The 12,458-nt window shown below is 66.1% G+C and carries 12 protein-coding genes; 7 read left to right on the top strand and 5 right to left on the bottom strand.

Annotated features, from left to right (window positions below; translation table 11 throughout):
* Position 1: 1 nt before the first annotated feature.
* From BHD05_RS11560 to BHD05_RS11535, 6 genes are all read left to right on the top strand, one after another.
* Positions 2 to 1,417, top strand: coding sequence for a dipeptidase (locus tag BHD05_RS11560; RefSeq protein ID WP_161886568.1), 1,416 nt, complete (start codon positions 2 to 4; stop codon positions 1,415 to 1,417).
* 47 nt (positions 1,418 to 1,464) lie between these two features.
* A complete protein-coding gene (locus tag BHD05_RS11555) occupies positions 1,465 to 1,851 on the top strand; it encodes a HesB/IscA family protein (protein WP_161886567.1) in 387 nt (128 codons plus the stop codon).
* 209 nt (positions 1,852 to 2,060) lie between these two features.
* The gene (gene ctaC, locus BHD05_RS11550) at positions 2,061 to 2,948 is read left to right on the top strand and encodes an aa3-type cytochrome oxidase subunit II (protein WP_236966515.1); all 888 of its coding nucleotides are present in this window, start codon (positions 2,061 to 2,063) and stop codon (positions 2,946 to 2,948) included.
* Positions 2,945 to 4,684, top strand: coding sequence for an aa3-type cytochrome oxidase subunit I (gene ctaD, locus BHD05_RS11545; RefSeq protein WP_161886565.1), 1,740 nt, complete (start codon positions 2,945 to 2,947; stop codon positions 4,682 to 4,684). Before ctaC ends, ctaD begins: the two co-directional genes overlap by 4 nt.
* A 3-nt stretch (positions 4,685 to 4,687) precedes the next feature.
* A complete protein-coding gene (locus tag BHD05_RS11540; protein WP_161886564.1) occupies positions 4,688 to 5,134 on the top strand; it encodes a cytochrome c oxidase subunit 4 in 447 nt (148 codons plus the stop codon).
* Positions 5,103 to 5,576 carry a GNAT family N-acetyltransferase gene (locus BHD05_RS11535; protein ID WP_236966514.1) on the top strand — a complete coding sequence of 158 codons (474 nt, stop codon included), beginning with the start codon at positions 5,103 to 5,105 and terminating at the stop codon, positions 5,574 to 5,576. Before BHD05_RS11540 ends, BHD05_RS11535 begins: the two co-directional genes overlap by 32 nt.
* A 273-nt stretch (positions 5,577 to 5,849) precedes the next feature.
* On the opposite strand, the gene qcrB is transcribed toward BHD05_RS11535, so the two are convergent.
* The 4 genes from qcrB to ctaE are packed head-to-tail and all read right to left on the bottom strand — an operon-like array spanning position 5,850 to position 10,117.
* Positions 5,850 to 7,487, bottom strand: a complete 1,638-nt coding sequence (gene qcrB, locus BHD05_RS11530) for a cytochrome bc1 complex cytochrome b subunit (protein WP_161886563.1) — start codon at positions 7,485 to 7,487, stop codon at positions 5,850 to 5,852.
* Entirely contained in the window at positions 7,484 to 8,554 is a 1,071-nt protein-coding gene (gene qcrA / locus BHD05_RS11525) for a cytochrome bc1 complex Rieske iron-sulfur subunit (RefSeq protein ID WP_161886562.1), read from the bottom strand. Before qcrA ends, qcrB begins: the two co-directional genes overlap by 4 nt.
* Positions 8,555 to 8,610: 56 nt before the next feature.
* Positions 8,611 to 9,429, bottom strand: coding sequence for a cytochrome bc1 complex diheme cytochrome c subunit (gene qcrC, locus BHD05_RS11520; protein ID WP_161886561.1), 819 nt, complete (start codon positions 9,427 to 9,429; stop codon positions 8,611 to 8,613).
* Positions 9,430 to 9,448: 19 nt separating this feature from the next.
* Positions 9,449 to 10,117 carry an aa3-type cytochrome oxidase subunit III gene (gene ctaE / locus BHD05_RS11515; protein ID WP_161886560.1) on the bottom strand — a complete coding sequence of 223 codons (669 nt, stop codon included), beginning with the start codon at positions 10,115 to 10,117 and terminating at the stop codon, positions 9,449 to 9,451.
* 39 nt (positions 10,118 to 10,156) lie between these two features.
* On the opposite strand from ctaE, the gene trpD reads away from it, so the two are divergent.
* The gene (trpD, locus tag BHD05_RS11510) at positions 10,157 to 11,215 is read left to right on the top strand and encodes an anthranilate phosphoribosyltransferase (RefSeq protein WP_161886559.1); all 1,059 of its coding nucleotides are present in this window, start codon (positions 10,157 to 10,159) and stop codon (positions 11,213 to 11,215) included.
* Between the two features lie 44 nt (positions 11,216 to 11,259).
* Here trpD and BHD05_RS11505 read toward each other — a convergent pair whose 3' ends face one another.
* Complete coding sequence (locus BHD05_RS11505; RefSeq protein ID WP_161886558.1) at positions 11,260 to 12,456, bottom strand: molybdopterin molybdotransferase MoeA; 1,197 nt, start codon at positions 12,454 to 12,456, stop codon at positions 11,260 to 11,262.
* Positions 12,457 to 12,458: the final 2 nt, after the last annotated feature.

Here is a 12,458-nt window from a genome sequence, read left to right as displayed (position 1 = left end):
CATGACTACAGTCGCGCCCACACGTTCCGAACTGCTCGATGCACTCGCGAGTGCCGTCCACGCCGGGCTGCCCTCCGCCCTCGCCGAGCTCGGCGCCCTTGTGCGCATCCCGTCCGTATCCTGGGGCGCCTTCGACCCGCAGCGGGTGCAGGACAGCGCGGATGCCGTGAAGGACCTCGTCGAGGGCCTCGGTGTATTCGAGAGCGTGCAGATCTCCCGGGCGAAGCAGAGTGACTCCGACGTGCTCGGCCAGCCGGCGGTGCTCGCGACCCGTGCGGCGCGAGGCGGAGCGCCCACGATTCTGCTCTACGCCCACCACGACGTGCAGCCCCCCGGCGACGACGACGACTGGGATTCGCCGCCATTCGAGCCCACGGTTCGCGGCGACAGACTCTACGGCCGCGGCGCCGCGGACGACAAGGCGGGCGTGATGGCGCACATCGCATCGATCCGCGCCCTCGTCGAGACCGTCGGCCCTGACTTCGACCTCGGCCTTGCCCTGTTCATCGAGGGCGAGGAGGAGTTCGGCTCCCGGTCGTTCAAGAACTTCCTCAGCCAGCACCAGACCGAGCTCGCGGCCGACGTCATCGTCGTGGCCGACTCGGACAACTGGGACATCGATACCCCGGCCCTCACGGTCGGCTTGCGCGGCAACGTCACCTTCCGTCTCACGGTGTCGACCCTCGCGCACGCCTCCCACTCGGGCATGTTCGGCGGAGCGGTGCCCGACTCGATGATGGCGACCGTGCTCCTGCTCGCGAGCCTGTACAACGACGACGGATCCGTCGCCGTCGCGGGCCTGACCGGTCGCGACACCGACACGCCCGACTACGACGAGACGAAGCTGCGCGCTGAGACGGGCCTGCTCGAGGGGGTCAGCCCGATCGGCTCCGGTGCGATCCTCGACCGGATCTGGTCGAAGCCGGCCATCACGATCACTGGGATCGACGCCCCGACGGTTGACAACGCATCGAACACCCTGTCGCCGTCGACCTCGGTGCGGATCAGCGTGCGGATCGCGCCGGGCCAGGGCGCCGGCGAGGCGTACACGGCGATCGAGGCGCACCTGCGCGCCCACGCGCCGTTCGGTGCGCACCTCGAGATCACCGACGTCGACACCGGCGACCCGTTCCTCGTCGACACGAGCGGCTGGGCCGTCGCCGAGGCCAAGCAGTCGATGGCGGATGCGTGGGGCGTGCCAGCCGTCGAGACCGGCATTGGCGGATCGATCCCGTTCATCTCCGACCTGGTCGACGTCTTCCCCGACGCGCAGATCCTCGTGACCGGGGTCGAGGATCCCGGCACCAGGGCGCACAGCCCCAACGAGTCGCTCCACCTCGGGGTGTTCCACCGTGCTGTGCTCACCGAGGCCGTGCTGCTGGCGCGTCTCGATGAGCGCGGGAAGAAAAACGCGTGATCGATGCTTACACTGGTTAGAGCTTTAATTAGGCAAAAGGAGTGGTCATGACCGACACGACACTGACCGATAGCACGACCACCGACACCGCGGTCGCGGCCGCACCGGCGCACGGCGTCGGCCTCACGGCGACCGCCGCGGCGAAGGTACGGGCCCTCTACGAGCAGGAAGCGCGGGACGACCTCCGCCTCCGCGTCGCCGTGCAACCGGGCGGATGCTCGGGACTCATCTACCAGCTCTACTTCGACGAGCGCCTGCTCGACGGCGACATGACCGTCGACTTCGACGGTGTCGAGGTCGTTGTCGACAAGATGAGCGTGCCCTACCTCGAGGGCGCGAGCATCGATTTCGAAGACACGATCCAGAAGCAGGGCTTCACGATCGACAACCCGAACGCCGGCGGAAGCTGCGCATGCGGGGACTCCTTCCACTAGCACGCGCTCAGCGCAATCACGCTCGCCCAGCGATCGAACGATCTTCACTGAGCAGACGTCCAGAAAAGGGAATTGCCGACTGGCAGTTCCCTTTTTTGATGCCGAAATGCCGCCTCACCGGTCTCTCGCCGGGTGCCGATCGCAGTAGGCTGAGGGAGTTGAACAGAACCTGAGTTCACTCAGAGTCCGTGTTATGTGAAAGGTCCCCGGTGCACTCAAACCGCCGTCTACGATGGGCAACCATCCCGATCGCCGCGATGCTTGTCGTCGTTCTCGCCGGGTGTACCCAAACTCAGCTGCGTGGCTACCTCCCGGGGGAGCCGGGCATCACCAACCACACCGACCGGGTGACGGGCCTCTGGGTCACCTCCTGGATCGTGTTGTTGATCGTCGGCATCGTGACCTGGGGCCTCATCATCTGGGCGGCTGTTGTCTACCGCCGCCGCAAGGGGCAGACCGGCCTTCCGGCGCAGCTGCGCTACAACATGCCGATCGAGATCTTCTATACGGTCGTGCCGCTTCTGCTGGTGCTCGGGTTCTTTGCCTTCACCGCCCGCGACCAAGCGGCCATCGAGGCGCCGATCGAAGACCCCGACGTCACGATCGAGGTCTACGGCAAGCGCTGGGCGTGGGATTTCAACTACCTCAACGAGGGCCCTGGCGGCGAGGGTGTCTACTCCCCAGGCGTGCAGGCGACTGAGCTCGACGGCCCCGCAACCATCGACTACGACGAGCTCCCCGTCCTCTACCTGCCGGTCGACCAGAGCGTGCAGATCAACATCGAATCGCGCGACGTGATTCATTCCTTCTTCGTGGTGGACTTCCTCTACAAAAAAGACATGATCCCGGGCAAGACCAACCACATGTACTTCACGCCGCTCAAGACCGGCACCTACATCGGCAAGTGCGCCGAGCTGTGTGGCGAGTACCACTCGCTCATGCTCTTCCAGGTGAAGGTCGTCGAGCAGGACGAGTACGACGCCCACATCGCGAGCCTCGCCGCCGCCGGGCAGACCGGCACGCTCGGCGAGGAATACGACACCAACCAGAACCAGCCAGGCACGGAAGCCCCAGAACGCGAAGGTCACTCAGAATGAGCACAGCGACTGCACCGAAGGTCGGCACCACGACACCGGGCCCCCGGCCGCAGGAGTCGAGGGTCGGCACCAAGGGCAACATTGTTGTCGACTGGATCACCTCGACCGACCACAAGAAGATCGGGTACCTCTACCTGATCACCTCGTTCCTTTACTTCTGCCTCGGTGGAGTGATGGCGCTCGTCATCCGTGCGCAGCTGTTCGCGCCGGGCCTCGACGTCGTCGCGACAAAGGAGCAGTACAACCAGCTGTTCACGATGCACGGCACGATCATGCTGCTGATGTTCGCAACGCCGCTGTTCGCCGGCTTCGCCAACGTGCTCATGCCGCTGCAGATCGGTGCCCCCGACGTGGCCTTCCCCCGGTTGAACGCCTTCGCCTACTGGCTGTTCAGCTTCGGCTCGCTCATCGCGGTCGCCGGGTTCCTGACCCCGCAAGGCGCCGCATCCTTCGGCTGGTTCGCCTACGCCCCGCTGTCGTCCTTGACCTTCTCGCCGGGACTGGGCGGCAACCTCTGGGTCTTCGGCCTCGCGATGAGCGGCTTCGGCACCATTCTCGGTGGAGTGAACTTCATCACGACGATCATCACGATGCGTGCTCCCGGCATGACGATGTTCCGGATGCCGATCTTCACCTGGAACACCCTGGTGACCTCGATCCTGATCATCATGGCGTTCCCGGTGCTCGCGGCCGCGATGTTCGCCCTCGGCGCCGACCGGGTGCTCGGAGCCCAGCTCTACAACCCCGAAGCGGGGGGAGCGATCCTCTGGCAACACCTGTTCTGGTTCTTCGGGCACCCAGAGGTCTACATCATCGCGCTGCCGTTCTTCGGCATCGTCTCCGAAGTCTTCCCGGTGTTCAGCCGCAAGCCGATCTTCGGCTACAAGACCCTTGTCTACGCGACCATTGCTATCGCCGCGCTGTCAATGACGGTGTGGGCGCACCACATGTACGTGACGGGGTCGGTGCTGCTGCCGTTCTTCGCGCTCATGACGATGCTCATCGCGGTGCCCACCGGGGTGAAGATCTTCAACTGGATCGGCACAATGTGGCGCGGTTCAGTGACGTTCGAGACCCCGATGATCTGGGCAATCGGGTTCCTCATCACGTTCACCTTCGGCGGGCTCACCGGCGTCATCCTCGCGTCGCCGCCGCTCGACTTCCACGTGTCCGACACGTACTTCGTCGTGGCGCACTTCCACTACGTCGTGTTCGGCACCGTTGTCTTCGCGATGTTCAGCGGGTTCTACTTCTGGTGGCCCAAGTTCACAGGCAAGATGCTCGATGAGCGCCTGGGCAAGATCCACTTCTGGCTGTTGTTTGTCGGCTTCCACATGACCTTCCTGATCCAGCACTGGCTCGGAGTCATGGGTATGCCCCGCCGGTATGCGACCTACCAGCCGGAGGACGGCTTCACCGCCATGAACCAGCTGTCCACGGTCGGCGCGATGCTCCTCGGTGTGTCGATGCTGCCATTCCTGTACAACGTGTGGATTACCGCCCTGCGCGCGCCGAAGGTCACGGTCAACGACCCGTGGGGCTACGGGCGCTCGCTTGAGTGGGCAACGTCCTGCCCGCCGCCGCGGCACAACTTCACCTCGATCCCGCGCATCCGCTCGGAGTCGCCGGCGTTCGACCTGGCGCACCCGGAGGCCGGCATCGCGATCGGCGTCGGCCCGCTCAAGGATGCGCCGGATGCCCCCGTGTACGACATGTCCGACGAGAAGGTGAAGTAGCCGGTGGTCGCCAACACACGACTGTTCTGGATTCTGACGGTCTTCTTCACCATTCTCGCTGTGGTCTACACGGTCTGGTCGCTCATCGACTTCAACAACACACCCGAGGCAATCCAGCGGGCCTCGGCGGTCGAGTGGGCTGGCACGATCGCGCTCGCCTTGACCGCGATCCTGTCGGCGCTCATCGCCTTCTACCTCGGACGCACGCACTCCGCGCAGGGCGGAGAGCTGCCGGAGGACCGCCTGAACGCGAACATCGACGATGGCGACGCGGAGCAGGGGTTCTTCAGCCCCTGGAGCTGGTGGCCCATCATGCTTGCCGGCGGAGCCGCCCTTCTCTTCCTCGGGATCGCTGTCGGGGTCTGGATCGCCGCGATCGGCGCTGCCGTGACCCTGATCAGCCTCGTAGGCTGGATGTATGAGTACTACCGCGGCAACTTCGGTCGCTAAGCCCATCGGTATCAGGGCGGCGACTCTCGGCGACGCGGACGCGATTTTCGGTCTGCTGGCGCAGCTGGAGAAGGGCGATGCGCCAGAGCGTGCCGCATTCGACGCCGCGTACGCCAGCAACATCCGCAACTCAGACGATCACCTGCTGCTCGTGGCGACGGCCGACGACGGCGCGGTGACCGGCTATGCGTTCACGACGCTCGCGCGACTGTTCCACACCAATGGAGTGGCGGCGCACCTGCAGGAACTGGTCGTCGACGAGGCAAGCCGCGGCCAGCGGGTGGGCACCGCCCTCGTGGGCGCTGTCGAGCGTGAGTGCCGGGTCCTGGGCGCGCGCCAGCTGACGGTCGCAAGCCGTCGTGGTGCGGCGTTCTTCTACGAGGGACTCGACTATCGCTCCACCGCGGACTACCTGAAGAAGAGCTTCGACGCGTCTGTCTGAGCCCAGGTCGGCGGGTCGCCAGTCGATTGACGCCCATCTGTCGGCGCGAGAGTCGGCAACGGGCTTGGGTGCCAGCGCGAGCATGATCCCGCCTCCACGGGCATCCTGCAGTCTGTCCCGCGGTATTTGCGCCCGTTTGTGGCAACCGCGCCCGGCCGGCTGGGCGCGGTTGCCACAAACGGGCACACACCCCTGCGACGGCACACAGAAACGGCACACACAGAAACGGCGCCCGGACCGAAGTCCGAGCGCCGTTTCCAGTGCAGGTGCTGCCTAGTGCGACGCGGACTCGCGTTCGAGCTCGGTGGTCGTGGCCGGTGCAATGCGGTCTTCGAAGAACCAGGACGAGAGTCCGGCACGGGCGCGCTGCGCCACCGAGATGCGTCCCTTGTCATTGGGGCGAACCATGAGCGGCTCGTAGTCGAGGTAGCTGACGAGCTTCCAACGCTCGTAGTCGTCGAGCTGCTCGTGCACCTCGATGTACTCGCCGCCCGGAAGGCGTACGATGCGTCCGGACTCGTACCCGTGCAGAGCGATCTCGCGGTCCTTCTTCTGAAGACCGAGGCAGATGCGCTTGGTCAGGAAGTAGGCCAGTACCGGCCCGATCACCAGTAGCCAACGCAGAGTGATGATCGTTCCCTCGATCGTGACGAGGAAGTGGGTCGCGATGAGGTCGGAGCTCGCGGCGGCCCAGAGGACCGCGTAGAACGTGACGCCTGCCGCGCCGATGGCGGTGCGAGCCGGCGCGTTGCGCGGACGCTCGGCGATGTGGTGCTCACGCTTGTCGCCGGTGATCCAGGCCTCAATGAAGGGGTAGAACGCGACGAGCCCGAGGAAGATCGGAAGGACCGCGAGGGGCACCAGCACACCGAGTGGATAGGTGTAGCCGAGGAGAACGACATCCCAGCCCGGCATGAGCCGCAACGCGCCGTCGGCGAAACCGATGTACCAGTCCGGCTGGGTTCCCGCCGACACCGGAGAGGGGTCGTAGGGGCCGTAAGCCCAGATCGGGTTGATCTGGATGAACGCACCGAGCAGCATGATCACGCCGAAGACGATGAAGAAGAACCCACCGGCCTTCGCGGCGAAGATCGGCATGACAGGGACGCCAACGACGTTGTCGTTCGTGCGACCGGGACCGGCGTAGTGGGTGTGCTTGTTGATGACCATCAGCAACAAGTGGGCACCGAGTGCCACAACAAGGATCGCTGGCAGCAGCAGGATGTGCAGCACGAACAGGCGAGGGATGACTTCGGTACCGGGGAACTCTCCACCGAACAAGAGCCAGGAGATCCAGGTCCCGATCAGCGGGATCGCCTTGACCATGCCGTCGATGATCCGCAGCCCGTTGCCGGACAGCAGGTCGTCAGGGAGCGAGTAGCCCGTGAAGCCCTCTGCCATCGCGAGGATGAACAGCACGAAGCCGATGAACCAGTTGAGCTCGCGGGGCTTGCGGAACGCGCCGGTGAAGAAGACACGAAGCATGTGCAGGCCGATGGCGGCAATGAACAGCAGCGCGGCCCAGTGGTGCACCTGGCGCATGAGCAGCCCGCCGCGGATGTCGAAGGAGATGTCGAGGCTGGATGCCATCGCCGCCGACATCTCGAGGCCCTTGAGCGGCACGTAGGAGCCTTCGTACTCGACCTCGGTCATCGACGGGTCGTAGAAGAAGGTGAGGAACGTGCCAGAGAGGAGGATGACGACGAAGCTGTAAAGCGCGATCTCGCCCAGCATGAACGACCAGTGGTCGGGGAATACCTTGCGGCCGAGTTCCTTGACCAGACCGGACACGCTCGTGCGCTCGTCGATGTAGTTGGCCGACGCATTCGTGAAGCGCTGGCCGCGCGAGGGCGAAACAGTCGACGCGGCTGTGGTGTCGGCGGGTGCGGATGCTGTGTCTGTGGCGCTCATGAGCGTTCCCAAAAGCTAGGACCGATTGGCTCGAGAAAGTCCGACTGGGCGATCAGGTAGCCGTCGGAATCGACGGAGATGGGGAGTTGCGGGAGGGGCCGTGAAGCGGGCCCGAAAATGACCTCACAGTGGTTGGTCACGTCGAAGGTCGACTGGTGGCAGGGGCAGAGCAGGTGGTGCGTCTGCTGCTCGTACAGCGCCACGGGGCAGCCGACGTGTGTGCAGATCTTCGAGTACGCGACAATTCCGTCATAGGACCAGCCAGCGCGTTCGGGAAGCTCGTTGATGTCTTCCGGCTTGAGACGGATGAGCAGCACCGCCGCCTTCGCCTTCTCCTCGAGCTTGTGCTCCTTGTCGAGAAGGCCGTCAGGGATGACGTGGAAGACGGAGCCCAGAGTGACGTCGGACGCCCTGATGGCCGCGCCCGTGGGGTCCTGGGTGAGCCGCATGCCCGTTTCCCACATGGTGGTCATGAGCGCTTCCGCAGGGGAGCCGGCCGGGCCGAGGTCGCGGAACAGCACGATCGCCGGGATCGGCGTCGCGATGAGAGCACCAATGAGGCTGTTGCGGATGAGGGTGCGTCGTCCGAAACCGGACTCCTCGTTGCCGAGCTGGAAGATTTCGACAGCGCGCTCGCGTGTGTCATCCGACCCACGGGTGGGGTGGCGCATCTCCACCATCTCTTCGGCCTTCATGAGGGTCTTCGCCCAGTAGACCGCCCCGATTCCGATGCCGAGCAGCCCGAGCGCGATGCCGAGCCCGAGGAGGGCTGTGCTGAGGCGGAGAGTCGCATTGTCGCCGGGCACGAGCGGGATCGCAGCGTACGCGGCAACCGCTGCGACGCTTCCGATGATCGACACGTAGAAGAGGGTGTAGACACGGCGTTCGGCCTGTTTTGCCTTCTTCGGGTTCAGGTCGGTGACCCGCGGGCGATGCGGTGGCAGGCCGGGGTTGACGAAGGCGTCGGAGAGCTCGACGGCCGTGCCTGGAGAGACACGGCTCGATTCGATCCTGTCGACAGCCGAGCCGGCAGCGGCGGATTTCTCGCCGGTGTCGTGCTGTGCCATGGTCTTCCCCTTCGATTGCTGCGCTGTAGGTGTTGAGTTGCGGGGGGCGGAAAGGCCTAGTTGGCCTTCGACGCGATCCAGATCGTGACGCCGACCAGGGCGCCGAGGCCGAAGATCCAGATGAAGAGACCTTCAGAAACGGGGCCGAGACTTCCGAGGTCTGCACCGCCCGGAGACGGATTGTTCTCGAGATACTGAAGATATGTGATGATGTCGGCCTTTTCCTGAGGAGACAGGTTGAGGTCGCTGAACACCGGCATGTTCTGCGGGCCGGTGACCATGGCCTCGTAAACGTGCACAGGTTGCACGCCGCCCAAGGCGGGGGCGTACTTGCCCTCTGTGAGCGCTCCGCCGGCGCCAGCGACGTTGTGGCACATTGCGCAGTTCACGCGGAACAGCTCGGCACCCAGTGTGGCGTCGCCGTCGGCCTGGAGCCAGCGCTCCTCGGGGATCTCGGGTCCCGGTGCGAGCGAGGCCACATAGGCCGCCATCGCGAGGGTCTGCTCCTCGGTGAACTGCGGCGGCTTCTTCTGGCCCTGGGGACCGCTTGCCGCGAGGGGCATGCGGCCGGTGCCGACCTGGAAGTGCACGGATGCGGCGCCGACGCCGTAGAGGCTCGGTCCCGCTTCGGTACCGGCGGCGCTGAGGCCGTGGCAGGTGGCGCAGTTGGCGGCGAAGAGCTTCTGGCCTTCGTCGACCATGGTCTGCGTCACCGCGGTGTTCGTTTCCGCCGAGGCGGTCGAGCTGAACATCGCGTAGGCCCCACCGGTCGTCAGGAGCCCGACGAGGATGAGAGAGACTGTCGCGAGGGGATGGCGTCGGCCCGACTTGCGGCCGTTCGAGGTGCCTCGTGCTTGCGAGGAGAGTGTGCGCATGCTGTGCGGGTTCCCGATCCTATTTGAGTACGTAGATGACCAGGAAGAGCCCGATCCAGACGACGTCGACGAAGTGCCAGTAGTAGGAGACGACGATCGCGCGAGTCGCTTCCCGGTGACCGAAGTTCTTTACGCTGAACGCGGTGCCGATCACGATCAGGAAGGCGATGAGCCCTCCGATCACGTGAGCGCCGTGGAAGCCGGTTGTGATGTAAAACGCGGAGCCGTAGGAGTTCGCGCTGATGGTCATGCCCTCACTCACAAGCACCGCGTACTCGTAGATCTGGCCGCTCACGAACACGGCCCCCATGGCGTAGGTGAGGAAGAACCACTCGACCATTCCCCACTGGGAGATCTTCCAGCCGGTGGCCCTGGGCTGCAGGCGTTCGGCGGCGAAGACACCGAACTGGCAGGTCACTGAGGACAGCACCAGAATGATCGTGTTGGTGAGTGAGAACGGGATGTTGAGAAGTCCCGCCTCCGATTCCCACAGCGCCGGCGCTGTGGAACGAAGGGTGAAATAGATCGCGAACAGGCCGGCGAAGAACATGACTTCGCTGCCGAGCCAGACGATTGTGCCCACCGCGACAACGCTGGGGCGATTGACGACTGGAGCCCCGACAGAGCGAGAGAGAGAAGTTGTGGACACGTCCCCATTATGTCCGATATCGAGGGACGCTTTTGTCATTCCGCTGGACAGTCGCAGGGAAAAGCTAGGATCGCAGTCATGCTTTCCGAGACCACGTGGCCCGCTTTGCTCAGTGCTCTCCTAGAGGGCGAGCATCTGTCTATCAGCGAAGCCTCATGGGCCATGCAGGAAGTGATGGGGGGTGCCGCGTCGCCCGCGACGCTCGCGGCTTTTCTTGTCGCACTGAGGGCCAAGGGGGAGACCGTCGACGAGGTCGTCGGCTTCCGGGACGCCATCCTCGCCAACGCGGTTCCCCTCGAGGTCGACCCGATGGCCCTCGACATTGTCGGTACCGGCGGAGATCGATTCGGCACGGTGAACGTGTCGACCATGGCCTCCGTCGTGGCCGCGGCCTCCGGGATCCCGGTGGTCAAGCACGGCAATCGGGCCGCCAGTTCGGAATCCGGATCCTCCGATGTGCTCGGCGCTCTCGGACTCAACCTCGACCTGTCGCCCGCGCGTGTCGCGGAGGTGCTCGGCGAGACCGGCATCACGTTCGCGTTCGCCGCGCTCTTCCACCCCGGGTTCCGGCACGCCGGCCCCACACGCCGCGAGCTCGGGATACCCACGGTCTTCAACTTTCTGGGCCCCCTGTGCAACCCGGCGCGGCCCGAGGCATCCGCGGTGGGGGTGGCCAATGCCGAGAAGGTGCCCCTCATCGTCGGTGTGTTCCAGACGCGCGGTGCGACGGCCCTGGTCTTCCGCGGCGACGACGGACTAGACGAGCTCACGACGACCGGTCATAGTCACATCTGGGAGGTCTCTCGGGGGGCGGTGACCGAGCACGACCTCGACCCGCTCGACCTCGGCATCCGGCGGTCGAAAATGGCCGATCTCGTCGGGGGAGATGCCGCGCACAACGCGGCGATCGCACGTGCGACCCTCGCGGGCGAGACCGGCCCGGTTCGCGACATCGTGCTGCTCAATGCTGCCGCCGGAATCGTCTCGTTCTCGCTCGCGACAGACCACCAGCAGGCGCAGCTGCCCCTGCTCGACCGCTTCCGTTCCGCGCTCGTGACGGCGGCGCAGGCGATCGACTCGGGCGCGGCCATCACCAAGCTCGACGCGTGGATCGCGGCGACCGAGCGTGGAGTGTAGGCGCGACTACACGTCGATGCGCTAGCCGCGCGTGATCACGGTCGCTACCAGGGGAGTGGCACCGTCTCGGCCCGCGACCCGGCGGGTGCGCCGCCGGGCGGGATCACCGCGACACCGTCGGAGGCGGCGAGCCCGCGGAGCATGCCGGAGCCCTGGCGGGAGGTTGGTGCGGCTCCGTCGGCGTGGAGGGTGAACGTCACGAGCCGCGTCTGGCCGCTCTCGTTCTTTACCTCGTCGGCGAGCTGCACGGTGCCGAGTGCCGCGAGTGGGCGCCCGAGCAGGCCGTCGACGAGCGGCAGCCCGATGCTCGCGAGGGTCAGCATCGCGGCGAGCGGGTTTCCGGGCAGGCAGAGCATCGGGCGGTCGCCCGGCAGCAGGGCGAGCATGACCGGATGCCCGGGCCGCATCGCGACGCCGTCGATGACGAGGGCCGCCCCGAGCTCGCGGAGCGCCCCACGCACGTGGTCGGCGGCGCTTCCCGCGGTGCCGCCGGTGCTCAGAACGAGGCTGGCCGAGCTCGCCCGAAGAGCTCCGGTGGTCGCGGCGAGGTCGTCGGACAGGTGCCGCAGCTCCCGCACCCGCACGCCCATCCCGGCGAGCAGCGCCGGGAAGTGGGGCGAGTACGCGTCGCGCACGAGGCCGGGCGCGGGGATTCCCGAGCCGATCACCTCGCTGCCCAGCAGCACGACGTCGGCCGCGGGAACCTCACGAACCGGCAGGGAGTCGTAGCCGGCGACGGCCGCGAGGGCGACGCGCGGCGGGGTGAGGATGACTCCGGATGGCAGCAGTGGTTCGCCCTCGGCTATCTCCTCGCCGATGTGGCGAACGTGCTCGCCAGCGCGCGGCTCGTCGGGGCGGACGGATGCGGCGCGCAGGAGCATCCCGTCGCGCGTCGTGCCGTTTTCGGATCGGAGCACGCCGCGGCTGCCGTGGGGGATGGGGCCACCCGTGGTGATCGCCCGCGCGGTCCCCGCGGCGAGCGGAGCCGACGCGGGTCGATCGCCCGCGAGGATCGGAGCGCCCAGCCGCCAGGGTGCGTCGCCAGCGACGACCCAGCCGTCCATGGCCGACGAGGCGTAGCCGGGTAGCGGAGCGAGAGCGGTGAGATCACCCGCCAGCGTGCGACCGGTGGCATCCGCGATCGGCACGAGCTCGACTCCGCCGGACCGCGCGCGGCCGGTCTCGTGAGCGAGCCGCCGGGCGTCGGACCAGCTGATCGCAGCGGAGTGCCCGTCGCTCACGA

The organism is Marisediminicola antarctica, assembly GCF_009930795.1.
GTDB lineage: Bacteria > Actinomycetota > Actinomycetes > Actinomycetales > Microbacteriaceae > Marisediminicola > Marisediminicola antarctica.
This window is presented reverse-complemented; position numbering and strand designations above follow the sequence as displayed.